At 68.6% G+C, this 14,808-nt stretch carries 11 protein-coding genes; 1 reads left to right on the top strand and 10 read right to left on the bottom strand.

Features of this window, described 5'->3' with window-relative positions; genetic code table 11:
• Nucleotides 1–18: 18 nt before the first annotated feature.
• The 3 genes from FIV34_RS02915 to FIV34_RS02905 all read right to left on the bottom strand — a co-directional run bounded on the left by FIV34_RS02915 (nucleotide 19) and on the right by FIV34_RS02905 (nucleotide 4,875).
• Nucleotides 19–3,123: an efflux RND transporter permease subunit gene (locus FIV34_RS02915; protein ID WP_139979511.1), complete on the bottom strand. Its 3,105-nt coding sequence runs from the start codon at nucleotides 3,121–3,123 to the stop codon at nucleotides 19–21.
• Between the two features lie 13 nt (nucleotides 3,124–3,136).
• The gene (locus FIV34_RS02910) at nucleotides 3,137–4,276 is read right to left on the bottom strand and encodes an efflux RND transporter periplasmic adaptor subunit (protein ID WP_139979509.1); all 1,140 of its coding nucleotides are present in this window, start codon (nucleotides 4,274–4,276) and stop codon (nucleotides 3,137–3,139) included.
• A 116-nt stretch (nucleotides 4,277–4,392) separates the two neighbouring features.
• Nucleotides 4,393–4,875, bottom strand: coding sequence for a MarR family winged helix-turn-helix transcriptional regulator (locus tag FIV34_RS02905; RefSeq protein ID WP_246058733.1), 483 nt, complete (start codon nucleotides 4,873–4,875; stop codon nucleotides 4,393–4,395).
• 62 nt (nucleotides 4,876–4,937) lie between these two features.
• On the opposite strand from FIV34_RS02905, the gene FIV34_RS02900 reads away from it, so the two are divergent.
• On the top strand, nucleotides 4,938–5,450 hold the full coding sequence (locus tag FIV34_RS02900; protein ID WP_139979507.1) for an O-acetyl-ADP-ribose deacetylase: 513 nt from the start codon (nucleotides 4,938–4,940) through the stop codon (nucleotides 5,448–5,450).
• Here the strand turns inward: FIV34_RS02900 and FIV34_RS02895 are convergent.
• The 7 genes from FIV34_RS02895 to FIV34_RS02865 all read right to left on the bottom strand — a co-directional run bounded on the left by FIV34_RS02895 (nucleotide 5,447) and on the right by FIV34_RS02865 (nucleotide 14,790).
• On the bottom strand, nucleotides 5,447–7,135 hold the full coding sequence (locus tag FIV34_RS02895; RefSeq protein ID WP_170207497.1) for a BatD family protein: 1,689 nt from the start codon (nucleotides 7,133–7,135) through the stop codon (nucleotides 5,447–5,449). The two genes, FIV34_RS02900 and FIV34_RS02895, sit on opposite strands and share 4 nt — an antisense overlap.
• A 2-nt stretch (nucleotides 7,136–7,137) precedes the next feature.
• Entirely contained in the window at nucleotides 7,138–9,024 is a 1,887-nt protein-coding gene (locus FIV34_RS02890) for a tetratricopeptide repeat protein (protein ID WP_139979503.1), read from the bottom strand.
• The gene (locus FIV34_RS02885) at nucleotides 9,021–10,007 is read right to left on the bottom strand and encodes a VWA domain-containing protein (protein ID WP_139979501.1); all 987 of its coding nucleotides are present in this window, start codon (nucleotides 10,005–10,007) and stop codon (nucleotides 9,021–9,023) included. The genes FIV34_RS02890 and FIV34_RS02885 overlap by 4 nt, the downstream gene beginning before the upstream one ends.
• Complete coding sequence (locus tag FIV34_RS02880) at nucleotides 9,994–10,491, bottom strand: DUF4381 domain-containing protein (protein WP_139979499.1); 498 nt, start codon at nucleotides 10,489–10,491, stop codon at nucleotides 9,994–9,996. The genes FIV34_RS02885 and FIV34_RS02880 overlap by 14 nt, the downstream gene beginning before the upstream one ends.
• Entirely contained in the window at nucleotides 10,491–11,402 is a 912-nt protein-coding gene (locus FIV34_RS02875; protein ID WP_139985621.1) for a DUF58 domain-containing protein, read from the bottom strand. Before FIV34_RS02875 ends, FIV34_RS02880 begins: the two co-directional genes overlap by 1 nt.
• A gap of 5 nt (nucleotides 11,403–11,407) precedes the next feature.
• On the bottom strand, nucleotides 11,408–12,403 hold the full coding sequence (locus FIV34_RS02870) for an AAA family ATPase (RefSeq protein ID WP_139979497.1): 996 nt from the start codon (nucleotides 12,401–12,403) through the stop codon (nucleotides 11,408–11,410).
• Nucleotides 12,404–12,558: 155 nt separating this feature from the next.
• A complete protein-coding gene (locus tag FIV34_RS02865) occupies nucleotides 12,559–14,790 on the bottom strand; it encodes a type IV pilus secretin PilQ (protein WP_139979495.1) in 2,232 nt (743 codons plus the stop codon).
• Nucleotides 14,791–14,808: the final 18 nt, after the last annotated feature.

Genomic DNA, 14,808 nt, shown 5'->3' with positions numbered 1-14,808 from the left:
GTGCGCTCCCGCAACGCGTCAGTGATGCGGCAGCGGCTCGGCCTCGATCTGCTTCGGCGCCACGCGCTCCTGCAAGCGACTCATGTAGAGATAGATCACCGGCGTGAGGTACAGCGTCAGGATCTGCGACACCACCAGGCCACCCACGACGGCCAGGCCGAGCGGACGACGCGTCTCCGCACCGGCGCCAATCCCCAGCGCAATCGGCAGCGTGCCCGCGAAGGCCGCCATCGTCGTCATCATGATCGGACGGAAACGCACGCGGCTGGCTTCGTAGATCGCATCGAACGGCGTGACGCCGGTTTCGCGCTGACGCTCCAGGGCGAAGTCGATCATCATGATCGCGTTCTTCTTCACGATACCCACCAGCATCACGATGCCGACGAAGGCGAACAGGTCGAGCGATGCGTTGAAGAGCACCAGCGTGAGCAACGCACCCACCGCCGCCGCGGGCAGGCCGGACAGGATCGTCAGCGGGTGGATGAAGCTCTCGTAGAGGATGCCGAGCACCAGGTAGATCACGAACACGGCGAGCAGCAACAGCAGGCCCATGCCCTTGATCGAATCCTGGAAGGCCTGAGCCGTGCCCTGCACGCTGCCACTCAGCGTGGCGGGCAACTTCAGCTCCGTGGTCGCGCGGTCGATACTGCCTACCGCATCGCTCAGCGAGACACCGGGCGCCAGGTTGAACGACACCGTCACCGCCGGCAGCTGGCCCTGGTGGTTCACCGTCAGCACCTGCGGCTTGCGCTCGAAGTGCGCCACCGTGCTGAGCGGAATCAGCTTGCCGCTATCGGACGTGACGTACAACTTGGACAGCACGGCAGGGTCGTCCTGCATCTGCCGCTCCACCTGCAGGATCACCCAGTACTGCGTGGCCGAGCCGTAGATGGTGGAGATCTGGTTCTCGCCGAAGGCCGTGCCGAGCGCCGTCTGCACCTGGTCCATGGTCAGGCCCATCGGTGCGAGCTTGTCGCGGTTCACCTGCACGATCATCGACGGGCTGTTGAGGTCCAGGTCGGTGGTGACGTCCTGGAAGCCCGGCAGCTTCTGGAACGCGCTGACCAGCTTGCCGGACCACGCATACAGCGCCTGCAGGTCGGTGGACTGCACCGTGTACTGGTACTGCGCCTTCGACTGGCGGCCGCCCACCTGGATGGCGGGCGGGTTCTGGATGTACGTGCGGATACCCGGCACCTGGGCGAACTTGTGCCGCAGCTGCTGGATGATCTCGTCCGGCGTGGTATGGCCGCGCTCGGACGGCGGACGCAGGGTGAGCAGGATGGAGCCGGAGTTGATCGTAGCGCGCGCACCACCGGCGCCGACGCTCGACATGTAGCCGCCGATGTTCGGATCCTTGCCCGCGATCTCCGCCAGCGCTTCCTGGCGCGCGGACATGGCCGCGAATGAGATATCGGTCGGGCCTTCGGTCGTCACACGCAGCTGGCCGCTGTCACCGGCGGGGATGAAATCCTTCGGGGTGATGGCGAAAAGCACGCCGGTGGCGGCGAGGCTCAGCGCAAACACGCCCAGCACCACGCGCGGGTGGCGCATGCACCAGCCCAAGGTGCTGGTGTAGCCGGCCGTCAGTGCGCTGAAGCCCTTGTCGAACCACACCACGATGCGGCTGCGCTTGTCGTGCGCGTGCGCCTTGACGAAGCGGCTGCACAGCATGGGCGTCAGCGTGATCGAGACGAAGCCGGAGATCAGGATGGAGACGCTGATGACCACGGCGAACTCGTGGAACAGGCGGCCGACGATGCCACCCATGAACATCACGGGGATGAACACGGCGACGAGCGAGAGCGTCATGGAGAAGATGGTGAAGCCGATCTCGTTGGCGCCCTTCACCGCCGCCTCGAAGGGCCGTTCGCCCAGCTCGATGTGGCGCATGATGTTTTCGAGCATCACGATGGCATCGTCGACGACGAAGCCCACCGCCAGCGTCAGCGCCAGCAACGACAGGTTATCGAGGCTGTAGCCCAGCGCGAACATCGCGCCAAACGTGCCCAGCACCGAAATCGGCAGGGCCACGGCGGGAATCAGCGTGGCCGAGGCGTTGCCCAGGAACAGGTAGATCACCAGCACCACGAGGATGCCCGCGAGCACCAGGGTGAACTGCACGTCGTGCACGGAATCGCGGATGGAGACCGAGCGGTCGTACATCACGTCGAGCTTGACCGACGGCGGCAGCGTGGCCTCGAAGCCCGGCAGCAGGGTGAGGATGCGGTCGACGGTTTCCACCGTATTCGCGCCCGGCTGGCGCTGGATGGCCAGGGTGATCGCGCGCTTGCCGTTGAACCAGCTGGCCTTCTGGTCGTCCTGCACGCTATCGCGCGGCTTGGCGATATCGGAAAGACGAATTGGTGCGCCGTTGCGATAGGCGACAACCACCTGGTTGTAATCGGCCGCACGCATGAGCTGGCCGTCCGAACGGATGGACAGCAGCTGGCGGCTGCCATTGAGCGCACCGGTGGCCTTGTTGACGTTGGCCGCGGCGACGGCGCTGGCCATCTGGTCCACGCCAATGCCCGTGGCGGCGAGCCGGTCCGGGTTCACCGCGATGCGCACGGCGTACTTCTGCGAGCCGTAGACGTTGACCTGCGCGACACCTTCGACCATCGACAGGCGCTGGGCGAGCTCGGTTTCCGCGTAGTCGTCCACGGTGGACAACGGCAGCGTGGACGACTGCATGGTGAGGAACAGGATGGGCGCGTCCGCCGGGTTCACCTTGCGGTAGGTGGGCGGCGTCGGCATGTCCTGCGGCAGCTGGCGCTGCGCGGCGGAGATGGCGGCCTGCACGTCCTGCGCGGCGCCATCGATGCTGCGGTCCAGGGCAAAGGTGACGGTGATCGTCGTCGAGCCGAGCGAGCTGGACGAGGTCAGCGAATCGATGCCCGCGATGGTCGAGAGCTGCGCTTCCAGCGGCGTGGCCACCGAAGACGCCATGGTCTCCGGCGACGCGCCCGGCAGGCTCGCGCTGATGTTGATGGTGGGGAAGTCGACGTTCGGCAGCTCGTTGACCGGGAGCTTGGGATACGCCGCGATGCCGAAGATCACCAGCGCCGCCATCAGCAGCGTGGTCATCACCGGGCGGCGGATACACAGTTCAGGCAGGTTCACGCCGCGCGCCTCCTCAGCCCTTGTCGATGCGCACTTTGGCGCCTTCGACGAGCAGCATCTGACCTTCGGTGACCACGCGCTCGCCCGCGCTCAACCCCTTGTCGACCACGACGCGCGACGCCGTGGTCGCGCCGGTGGTGATGCTGCGCTGCTCGACGGTGTTGTCCGGCTTCACGACGAAGACGAACGTGCCGCTGGTGGAGCTCTGCAGGGCGATGACCGGGATGCTCACCGCATCCACCAGGCGCGTCGTCGGCAGCGTGACTTCGGCGAACTGGCCCGCGGTGAGGCGGCCGTCGGCGTTGGCAAAGCGGCCCTTCAGCACGATGGTGCCGGTCGTGGCGTCCACGGCGTTATCGACGAATTCCAGCTCGCCCTGGAGCGGGCCGCCGGTGTCGCCGGGGATCTTCGCTTCGACCGGCAGCGCGCCGCGACGCTGGCTGGCGCGCACGGCGGAGAGGCTGTCTTCGGGAATCGAGAACGCCACGCGGATCGGATCGACCTCGTTGAGCACGACGATGTCGGTGGTGTCCGCCGTGAGCGTTGCGCCCGGATACGCCAGCGGTGCGCCGGTGATGCCGTCGAACGGCGCGCTGATCGTGGTGAAGTCGAGCTGCACCTGCGCGGCACGTGCCGCGGCCTGATCGCTGACCAGCGCCGCGCGCGCGACGCCGAGGTTGGCCTTGTACAGGTCGAAGTCCGCACGGCTCACGAAACCCTTGCCGAGCATGTTCTGATAGCGCGCGAGATCGGCCTCGGCCTTCGTCAGCTGCGCCTGGTCGCTGGCGACCTTGCCCTGCGCTTCGTCCAGCGCGGCCTTGAGCGGGCGCGGATCAACGCGCGCCAGCAGGTCGCCTTTCTTCACATGCGCGCCGGGCGTGAACGCCAGCGATTCCAGCTGGCCGTTCACTCGCGAGCGGATGTTGACCGTGGAATACGCTTCGGCGCGGCCGATGACCTTGAGCGACAGGTCGATCTCGCCCTTGGTCGCGACGGCGGTGGTCACGGGCGTGCCGGCAGCGGCGGGTGCGCCTTTGCCAGGCTTCTGTGCGTCCTTGCCGTCCGCGCCGTGGCGCCAGACGCCAGCCACGATGGCGGCGAGCACAATCAGTCCGAGAATGAGGAGGAATTTCTTCCCTGGGGATCGTTGCATGGGGGCTCCGGCCGATACCGCTTCGGTTCGGTCGCCGCGCCGGGGAAAGCGCGGTCAGGGTTTAGTACAGACATCCTTCTGCTAAACGTACGGCCGCGCTCTGCGTTGACAGGCGTTCAGCTTTCTTCGGACGGTCCGTCCAGCGCCTGCAGATTCCCCTTAATACGCTCCAGCACGGCGAGCATTTTTTCGAGGTCGGCGGCGTCGATGCCGAGCGTGGCATCGCGGCGCAGGCCACGGGAGATATCTTCCATGTCGTCGATGACGCCGCGAGCCTGCTCGGTATCGTGCAGGCGCCATGCGCGGCGGTCTTTCGGGTCGGGGCGGCGTTCGACGAAACCGGCCGCCTGGAGGCGGTCGATGACGCGGCCCACGGCGATCGGTTCCATGTCCAGCTGCTCGGCCAGCTCGTTCTGGCGCATGCCCGGGCGACGGTGCAGCCACTTCAGGGCACGCCATTGGGCACGGGTCAGCCCGAACGTCACGGCCCGCCGGTCGAAATGCTTGCGGAAAAGCAGGGTGACGTCGTTGAGCAGGTAGCCGAACGAGATATCTTCAGGTTTGATCGGGTCGGCCATGGCTTGGGTACGGGTCGGCATTTCTTACGGCGGTGGCGACATCGTAGCCACCTGTGACCACCCGTCACAAGCGAGGATGCAGCATGAACCCGGAAGTGATCGAGGCGGACATCACATCCCTGCCCGTGGACGCCATCGTCAACGCGGCCAACACCTCCCTGCTGGGCGGCGGCGGCGTGGACGGCGCCATCCATCGGGCCGCCGGCCCGGCCCTGCTGGCGGCCTGCCGGGCGCTGCCGGAGGTGAGCCCGGGGGTGCGCTGCCCCACCGGTGAAGCACGAATAACCTCAGGTTTCGCCCTGCCCGCCCGCTGGGTCATCCACACCGTTGGGCCCATCTGGCACGGCGGCACGGCGGGTGAACCGGCCCTGCTGGCCGCCTGCTACCGGCACACCCTGGCGCTCGCGGCGGAGCACGGCGTCGATAGCATCGCGTTTCCCGCCATCAGCGCGGGCGTGTACGGCTACCCGGCGGGGCTGGCCGCCCGCGTCGCCGTGACAGCCCTGCGCGAGGCCTCATGGGTACCCAACCGCGTCGTGCTGTGCGCCTTCAGCGCCGCGATGGCGGCGCACTACCGCGACGCGCTGGCAGGCTAGCGCGGGTAAAGCGGAGGCAACCCGCCGCCGGTGCCGCACGGGCCCTCGACGGGGCGCCAGTCAAAACCGTTCTTGAAGGCTGCGCGCAGGTCTGCCGCGTCCGCCGTGCCGTTGCTGAAGCGCGCCCGCTGCAGGGCGTCGATAGCGTCAGGCTGGCGACCCGGCCGCAGCGCGGCGGACAGCTCGCCAAGATTACGCAGGCCGGGTCGCGCCTGGCGTGCCCAGGCAAGCAGGGCGTGCTCGGCGCGGACGAGGTCGCCACGCTCGAGGGCCTGGCTGAAGTGCTCGCGCGCGGGCCCCTGGCGTGTGGCCTCGGCCGGCATCGGCGGAGGCACGGTCGCGGCGCCGCCCCGGCGGCGCCTTGCCCAGAGGATCCAGGCGCCCACCGTCAGCAGCCAGAGCGCCGCGACCGCCGCGGCGATCAGGCGCCACGGCGTGCCCGCCTGGAGCGTCACGGTGGTGGCCACCGGAGGCGCTGTCGTTGTGGCAGGCGCGACGGCGACGCTGGCGCTCGTGGCGGGCACCGCGGCCTGCACGCCACTGCCGGGCCCAACGGTGATATCGCGTGCGGGAATCGTCGCGGTCTCCGCCTTGTCCGTGGTGACGTTCCACCAGTGCAGCGTGGTTTCCGGAATGTGCAGCGTGCCGGTGCGCGTAGGCACCACGGCAAAGCCCTGCTCGCGACGGCCCGTGATCCATGGGCCGTTCGTGCTGCTGCCGGTGACGGCCTTGTCCGGATAGACGTCCGCGCCATCGAGCTTTGGCAGCGACAGCGCCGGTAGCGCTTCGAACGGCAAGCCCGTGGCATCCAGGCGCATGCCAAGGGTGATCGGCTGGCCGACACGGGCCTTGCCGTCGGCAGGGAACCCCGTAAGCGAGAGCGTGAGCGACCGCGCCGGCAGCCATGCGCCGTCCGGGGCCGACGAAGGCCGTGCCTTCACCTCGACATGTTCTGGCTGCGCCACGGCGTTCACGGGCTGGCCTGCGCCGAAGAACGAGTTGACGTCCGTCGGATCCACCGCCGTGCCCTGGAAGGCTGGCGGCTTGATCTGCAGCGTGCCCGGGTGCTGAGGGATGATCGCGTAGTGGCGTTCCACCACGTTGAAGCGGCGTCCGCCGCGCACGCTCTGGTAGTTCGCGTCGGAGCCGAGGCGACGGATTTCCGCGCCCTCGGCCGACGGATCACCGAGCTGGCCATCGGCGAGGTTCACCGCGAAATACAAACGCAGTGTGTAATCGAACTGCTGGCCGACGTAGCCCTGGGCTGGATCCACCTTGCCATCGAGCACGATGGGCTGGTTAGCGGCATCGGCCGACGCGCTTGATGTGGCTTCGACGGTAAGGGGCAAGGGCTGGGTGGCCTGGTTGCCGATGGACAACGCCGGGACGGTGAGTTGCCCTTCGTGTTTCGGGCGAAGGGCCACGCCGAGGATGGTGTGTGCCTCGCGTTTGCCGTTGACGATGCTCAGCGTGTGGTTCGTCGACGTACCCAGCACGATGAAATCCGTGCCCAGCGGTGACAGGTCGGGATTGCCCAGGTCGTCATCGCCGACCTCGATGTTCAGCGTCACGGTCTCGCCGTTGCCCACGCGTGAGCGGTCGAGCGATGCGACCGGCGCGGTGGCCTGCGCGTGCGCATGCGTCGCCGTCATCAACAGGGCAAGGGCCATCCATGCGTGGCGCATCGTCATTCCTCCGGCTCCGCGCCATGGCGGCGCTGGTATTCAAGCATGAACTTCCGGCGCAGCAGGCCGCCCGGATCATCCGGCACGCGCAGCAACTGGCGGCGCACATCGGGCGGCAGCTTCGACGATGCCTCGGATTCGGACAGCTGGCCGAGGTCGTGCTGGTCGCTCTTCTCGCCCTTGCCTTGCGCGGCGAGCGCGGCGTCCATCTTCTGTTTCAGGGCTTGCTGGGCCTGCTCGGCCTGGGCGCGCTCGGCCGCCGACTTGGCATTCGGATCGCCCTGCGGCGCCTGCGCCTTGCCAGCGTCCTTGCCCTGGTCCTTGCCTTCGCCTTCGCCGGCCTGGCCAGGGGCGCCCTGCTGGTTTTTCTGGTCGTCACCACCGGACGACTGGCCGCCCTGCTGGCCCTTGGAGGGATCGTCCTGCTGGCCTTGCTGGCCCTGCTGCTGATCCTTGCCCTGGTCACCCGGCTTCTGGTTCGGCTTGCCGTCTTTCTGGCCTTTCGGCCCCTGGTCGTCTTTCTTCTGCTTCTGCTGCTTCAGGAAGTCTTCCACGGCCTTGCGGTTGGCAATGGCGTCCGCGTTGTTCGGATCGGCCTTGATGGCGCGGTCGTACGCGGCCACGGCGTCTTCGTAACGCTGCTGCTTCGCCAGCGCGTTGCCGAGGTTGTACTGGCCGTCCGACCCCTGCGCGTTCTGCAGCGCAGCTTCCGCTGCCGGGTAGTCGCCGGCGCGGTAGGCCGCGGCGCCGCGCAACGCCGCACTCTGCGCGAGCGCCTGGGCTTTCTTTGCATCGCCCTGCGCGAGCGCGTCAGCCGCCTGTTGGTCGCGCGTGCGGAACACATCGCGCACGCTCGCCGCGTGCGAGGGCGCCACGGGCAGCAACGCAAGCGCCAGCACCAGCAGCCAGCCGCGACGGAAGCCCAACGCCACCAGGGGCAGCAGGGGCAGCAGCAGCCACGGGCCGCGATCTTCCCACTGGGCCGTACTGGCGCCCGCCTCTTCTTTCGCGGCACTCGCCGCGTGCAGCGCCGTCATCATGGCGTTGATGTCGGAGCGATCGTCAGCGGCGGGAGCGTAGGCGCCACCACCGGCGGCCGCCAGCGCGCGCAGTGAGCCATCATCGCGCGGCGCCATGATGATGTTGCCCTGGTCGTCCTTCAGGAACTGGCCATCGTCCGTGGTGATCGGACCACCGCGCGGCGTACCGATGCCGAGCACCGAGACACGGTCACCCGCGGCCACGGCGCGGTGTGCCGCCGCCTGGGCATCGCTATCCGCACGATCGGTCACCACCACGATGGAACCACCGCGTACATCCGCGTGGCGAATCAGCTCCACCGCCTGGTCGATGGCCTTGCCGGGATCGTCACCGCCCACGGGCATCGTGTCGGGCGCCAGCGCCGAGAGCAGGTCATCCACGCTGTGCGCGTCGGTGGTCAGCGGCGCGACCGTGAAGGTCTCGCCGGTGTACGCCACGAGCGCGTTCATGCCGTCGCCGTTCGCCGCGTACAGCTCGCGCACCTTGTAGCGTGCGCGGCTGAGGCGGTCGGGCACGACGTCGCGCGCTAGCATGTGGGGAGACATCGAAACGACGACGACCTGCGCGGCGCGCTCGCTGAACAGCGGCGCGGACGCATGGTTCCACGCCGGCCCAGCGAGCGCGAGGATGGCCAGTGATGCGGCAGCGGCGACGGCCCACGCAGGCAGGCGGGAGGCGCGCGGCGTGCCGTCGAGCAGGTACGGCAACAAGGCCGGATCCGCCAGGCGCGAGAGCACGCGCACTTCCGGCGAGCGGCGCAGCATGGCCCACGCCAGCGGCGGCACCAGCAGCAGGAGCCACAGCCAGTTCGGCTGCATGAAGTGGAAATGCGTCATCAGCGTATTCATGCCGCACCTCGCGGTGGCAGCAGCCGCGGCAACAGGCCGATGGCAAGCAGCACGAGTCCGGCGACGAGCGGCCAGCGGAAGCGTTCGTCGCGCGGGCGCAGGGTGGCGCCCTGCTGCGGCACGGGCTCGAGTTCGTCGATCTGCCGGTACGCCTGCGCCAGTTCGTCGGTGTCGGTGGCACGGAAAAAGCGGCCGCCCGTCTGGTTGGCAATGTCGGTGAGCATGCCCACGTCGAGATCGGCGGAGGGATTTTCGATGCGCGAACCGAAGAAGTCCGGCACGCGCATCGCCGTGGCACCGATGCCGATGGTGTAAACACGGACGCCCGCCGCCTTCGCCGCACGTGCGGCCTCACGCGGTGCGATGGATCCGGCGTTGTTCACGCCATCGGTGAGCAGCACCAGCACACGCGCCTGCTGCGGCAGATCGGCCAGGCGCTTCACCGCCACGGCGATCGCGTCGCCGATCGCGGTTTCACGGCCCGGCAAACCGACGACGGCGTCGTGCAGCTGGGCACGCACGGCATCCAGGTCGTACGTGAGCGGCGTGACCAGGTAGGCCTGCGAACCGAACAGCACGAGGCCCAGCTCATCGCCGGCACGACGGTCGATGAAGTCGCCGGCGATGGCCTCGACGGCGGCAAAGCGGGTGACCTGGCGCCCGGCCAGCTGCATGTCGTCCAGCGACATGCTTCCCGACAAATCCACGGCGAGCATGGTGGCGCGGCCACTGCGCTTCTGCGGCTCGGGCGGCCCGAGATGCTGCGGGCGTGCGGCAGCGGTCACCAGGCACACCCACGCCAGCACCATCAGCGCCGAGGCGGCAAACGAGGCACGGTTTGCCGAGGCGGGCACCAGGGAAATACCCGGCTGCGGCAGGTTCAGTGCCTGCGCCGGGCGCAGGGGGCGAAGCACGCGGCGCAGGATCCACGGCAGCGGCAGCGCGAGGAAAAGCCAGGGCCAGGCGAATTCAGGAAACGACATGCGCCCTCCGCCTGCCGTGCCCGGCGCGCGGCGAAAGCGCGTCGCGTACCCACTGGTCGACATCGGTGGCTACCGCGTCGATATCGAGCGCGGCGTCCGGCCGATACATCACCTGGTCCAGCACCGCGAGCCGGGAAACGTCCCGTTTCGGCGCCATGGAAGCCAGCGCGTCCCGCCACGCACCGGCCGCCAGCGTCACGCTGCGCGGATCGCGCGAGCGCGCGACGCGACGGAGCAGCTGGTGGACGGTGCCGGCGAACGCTGCGTTGTCGCCATCACTCGCATGCCGCGCACGCGCCGTGTGCAGTTCGACGAGCACGCTCTCGATATAGCGACGATGCCGGGCGCGCCGGCGCCACGACCACACGCCGACGACCAGCGCCGCCACGAGCAGCGCGGCCAGCACCCACCAGCCGGGCGCCAGCGGCCACCACGAAACGTGGGGCACGTGGACGTCGCGGAGCGCGGGACCGTTGTCCGGCATCACCGCCCCCTCGATGAACCGAGCAGGTCGACGATGGCGTCGAGCGGCTCGGCGGTGGTGTCCACGATGCGCTGGCGCAGACCCAGCCGGCTTGCCAGCGACGCGAGGCGCTGGTGGCCGTCACCGAGCGCGCGGGCGAACTCGGCGCGCTGGCGCTCGCCGTGCAAGGCGATGTCGTAGTGCACGCCCTTGTGCGCAAAGGGATAGCGGCCGGCGGGCGGCTCGGCCAGTTCCAGCGGGTCGGCCACGGTGACGATCCGTACCTCGGCCTTCGCGACGAGGCTCAACATGCGCCCGTAGGCAGCGTCGTCCACGGCGAATCCATCACTCACCAGCAACACACGCGATGCCCCGTGCATGAGCCGACCCGCGCGTTGCAGTGCGGCGGACAGGCTTTCGTCTTCACCGGGCGGCATGGCATCCCACGCGGCAAGCGCACCGCAGACCGCCAGCGCGCCGCGCGGGCCGGCCTTCATGCGTAGCAGGTGGTGCTGCGCACCGAACGCGAGCACGCCAACGCGGTCACCGCCACGAATGGCGTACCAGGCGGCCGTGGCCGCGACACGCGCGGCCTGCACGGATTTGAAGCGCGTGCGCGTACCGAAACGCATGCTTGCATTGGTATCGAGCAGGATCAGCAGGCGGCCTTCGCGTTCTTCCTGGAAGAGCTTGGTGTGGGCCACGCCGCTGCGTGCGGTGAGCCGCCAGTCCATGCGGCGTACATCGTCGCCGGCCTGGTAGACACGCGATTCGGCGTAATCCATGCCACGCCCGTGCAACCGCCCGGGCCGCTGGCCACTGCGCGGCGCATGGGAGACAACCTCCGGTGCGCGCGCACGCATGACGCCCGAGCGCAGGGCAATCAGTTCCGGCAACGCGACTTGTACGCGGGGATCCGCGACGACAGGCATGGCGCTCACGGCAGCGGCACGAGGTCCAGCAGGCGGTCGATCACCGTATCCACCCGGACGCCTTCCGCCTCGGCTTCGTAGCTGGGCAGGACGCGGTGGCGCAGCACCTCGTGCGCGATGGCGTGGACATCTTCGGGCAGTGCGTAGTCGCGGCCGGCCAGCCACGCGTGGGCGCGGGCGCAGCGGTCGAGCGCGATGCTCGCGCGCGGGCTGGCGCCCCAGGCGATCCAGCGCGCCAGCTCGGCGCCGTAACGCCCTGCCTCGCGGGTGGCGACGACCAGTTGCGTGATGTACAGCTCCAGCGGCGCGGCCATGTGCACGGCCATCACCGCGTCGCGCGCGGCGAACACGTCGGCCGGGTTCAGCACGTGCGCCGGCGGCGCCGCGGCGTGCATGGCTTCGCGCGCCTGTTCACGGGCCAGGCGAAGGATCGCCAGTTCGGCATCCGCGTCGGGGTAACCGATGGTGACGTGCATGAGGAAGCGATCGAGCTGGGCCTCGGGCAGCGCAAACGTGCCCTCCTGCTCGATCGGGTTCTGCGTGGCCATGACCATGAACAGCTCGGGCAACGGCCAGGTGCGGCGGCCGATGGTGATCTGGCGTTCCGCCATCGCTTCCAGCAGGGCCGACTGGACCTTGGCCGGCGCGCGGTTGATTTCATCCGCCAGCACGATGTTGTGGAACAGCGGGCCGCGCTCGAACTCGAAGGTGCCGGTCTGCGGCCGGAAGATGTCCGTGCCGGTCAGGTCGGCCGGGAGGAGGTCCGGGGTGAACTGGATCCGGTGGAAATCGGCCTCCACCCGGGTCGCAAGCGCCTTGATTGCCGTGGTCTTGGCCAAGCCGGGCGCACCTTCGACAAGCAGGTGCCCGTCCGCCAGCAGGGCGATCAGCAGGCATTCCACAAGGTGGGGCTGGCCGATGATGCTGCGCGAAAGCTCCCCGCGCAGGTGGACGAACGCCTCTTGCAGGGGCGTCGTGGCGACGATAGGGCTATCGGACATGGCGGTGGCTCGTAAAAAACTGGCGACAGGCCGATGAGACCACAGCGGGGCCGAGAAGTTTAGGGCCGGAAGTCGGGGCCCCGGTCCGGGCTGGGAATTCGGGACAAAAAAAGGGCGGCCTTGCGGCCGCCCTCGGGTACTGCCGGAACTGTCGCTTACTGCAGTGTGTTGCTCAGGATGCGCGGCGTCACGAAGATCAGCAGTTCGGCCTTGTCATTCTGACGCGAGGTATTGCGGAAGAGGACACCGATACCCGGGATGTCGCCGAGGCCCGGCACCTTCTTGGTGGTGTTGGCCTTGGTGATCTCGTAGATACCGCCCAGGACCACGGTCTGGCCGTTGTCGACCAGCACCGAGGTGTTGATCTCGCGGGTGTCGATCGACGGGACGAAGCCACCACCCGGCGACGGCGTGTTGCCGGCGAGAGCGTCCTTCTTCACGTTGATCTTCAGGTACACGCGGCTGTCGGCGGTGATCGTCGGGGTCACGCGCAGCTCAAGCACGGCATCCTTGAACTGAACCGTGGCGTTGGACGCGCCACCACCCGAGCTCGAGGCCTGGTAGGTGACGTAGCCGATCTCGGTACCCTGCTTGATCACGGCTTCCTGCTGGTTCGCCGTGATGACGCGGGGGCTGGAGATGACTTCGCTGCGGCCTTCGGTCTGCGCGGCCGAGAGTTCCAGGTCAACCAGGTAGTTCGAGCCGAGGATCGCCAGGCCCAGGCTGCCAGCCGGGTTGGCCACCGGCAGGTTGACGTTGTAGCCACCCGGGTAGGTGATCGTGTTCTGGGTGCCAACCGGGGTGTGGTTAGCGTTCCACACCTGGGTCGCCAGGCCGGCGGTGCCCTGGTTCGGCGCCGTGCCGCTGGTCAGGTCCGGCGTCGTGCCGATGACCTGGCCGCTCGCGTTGGTCTGGGTGGCCTGCACGCCCCAGCGGACGCCGAGGTCGCGGGTGAAGGTGTCGGTGGCGACCACGATGCGCGACTCGATCAGCACCTGCTGCACCGGGCGGTCCAGCGTACCAATCAGCTCACGCAGGTCACGGATCTTGTCCGGCGTGTCGTTGATCAGCAGGGTGTTGGTACGGTCGTCGAAGGAGACGCTGCCGCGGGTGGACAGGAAGCCGCGCGAGCCGCCGCTGCTGCTGCCACCGCCGGCCCCCTGCATGGCGCCGGAGGTCAGGAGCTTGGCGATGTCTTCGGCCTTGCCATAGCTGATGGGAATGTAGTCAGCCACCAGTTCAGCGTTGTCCTCGGCCTTCTGGCGGGCATCGGCGAGGCTCTGCTCGTACGTGGCCAGCTCCGCCTGCGGGGCGATCCAGATGACGTTGCCGCTGCGGCGCTTGTCCAGCCCCTTCGCACGCAGGATGACGTCGAGCGCCTGGTCCCACGGGGTGTTGACGAGGCGCAGGGTCACGCTGCCGCCGACGCTGTCGGAGGCCACCAGGTTGAGCTTGGCTTCGTCAGCAATGAGCTGCAGGGCCGAGCGGACCGGGATGTCCTGGAAGTTGAAGGTGAGGCGCGAACCGGAGTAGGTCGGCTCCTGGCCCTTCGCCGCCTTGCCAGCCGCCGTCGGCGACGGCTTCTTCGGCGCCACTTCGACAACGTACTCGGTGCCGTTCTGGTAGGCCGAGACGTCGGTATCACCCTTGGTCACGATCACCATGCGGGTGCCACCGGGCACGGACGAGGACTGCACCGACTGCACGGGCGTCGCGAAGTCGAGCACGTCCAGGCGCTGGGCGAGCTTGGAGGGCAGCGTGGCGCCGGTGAGGCTGACGATGACCTTGCCGTTCTCGCGACGCATTTCCGGCGTGGTGTTTTCGCTGCCGAGGGTAAGGACCACACGGCCCTCGCCATTCGGGCCACGGCGGAAATCGATGTTGGACAGCGGCGTACCCGCGCTGGACGGGAGCGCCTTGGTCGGATCGGACACGATCGCCGTGGTGGTCGTGGCGCCGGTCGGGCCGTTATTCACGGTCACGATCAGGTTGTCGCCGTCCACCCGGGTCTTGTAGGCCGAATCGCGGAACAGCTCGACGGTGACGCGGGTGCGGCCGCCGGCCGACACCACCGAGACGCCGGACGTGGAGCCCTTGCCGACGTCGAGGTGGCGCGTGGAGAACGCGTTGGTGGTATCCGGCAGGTCGATGGCGATGCGCGGCGGATTCGAGGTCGTGAAGACCTTCGGCTCCGGCGCGTGGCCCGAGAAGGCGAGCGTCAGCTCGACGCGGCCACCAGGCTGTGCGTCGTACGTGACGTTCTTGAGCGCCGTCTCGGCCGCCGCGGTGCCGGCGAACCCGCAGGCCGCGACCAGCGCGACCGCTAAGGTCCAGCGCCGCGTGCGATGGCGCGCGCAACCCGGCAGATGAGTGGAATTGGTCGTCATGTGCTTCATCCCCGAGTT

The sequence above is a fragment of the Luteibacter pinisoli genome (assembly GCF_006385595.1).
GTDB lineage: Bacteria > Pseudomonadota > Gammaproteobacteria > Xanthomonadales > Rhodanobacteraceae > Luteibacter > Luteibacter pinisoli.
The sequence above is the reverse complement of the archived record's forward strand: the minus strand, read 5'-3'. Positions and strand labels throughout refer to the sequence as shown.

Coding starts and splice junctions, on each gene's coding strand:
- FIV34_RS02910 (WP_139979509.1), bottom strand. CDS start 4,276: ATGCAACGATCCCCAGGGAAGAAATTCCTCCTCATTCTCGGACTGATT.
- FIV34_RS02905 (WP_246058733.1), bottom strand. CDS start 4,875: ATGCCGACCCGTACCCAAGCCATGGCCGACCCGATCAAACCTGAAGAT.
- FIV34_RS02900 (WP_139979507.1), top strand. CDS start 4,938: ATGAACCCGGAAGTGATCGAGGCGGACATCACATCCCTGCCCGTGGAC.
- FIV34_RS02895 (WP_170207497.1), bottom strand. CDS start 7,135: ATGCGCCACGCATGGATGGCCCTTGCCCTGTTGATGACGGCGACGCAT.
- FIV34_RS02890 (WP_139979503.1), bottom strand. CDS start 9,024: ATGAATACGCTGATGACGCATTTCCACTTCATGCAGCCGAACTGGCTG.
- FIV34_RS02885 (WP_139979501.1), bottom strand. CDS start 10,007: ATGTCGTTTCCTGAATTCGCCTGGCCCTGGCTTTTCCTCGCGCTGCCG.
- FIV34_RS02880 (WP_139979499.1), bottom strand. CDS start 10,491: ATGCCGGACAACGGTCCCGCGCTCCGCGACGTCCACGTGCCCCACGTT.
- FIV34_RS02875 (WP_139985621.1), bottom strand. CDS start 11,402: ATGCCTGTCGTCGCGGATCCCCGCGTACAAGTCGCGTTGCCGGAACTG.
- FIV34_RS02870 (WP_139979497.1), bottom strand. CDS start 12,403: ATGTCCGATAGCCCTATCGTCGCCACGACGCCCCTGCAAGAGGCGTTC.
- FIV34_RS02865 (WP_139979495.1), bottom strand. CDS start 14,790: ATGACGACCAATTCCACTCATCTGCCGGGTTGCGCGCGCCATCGCACG.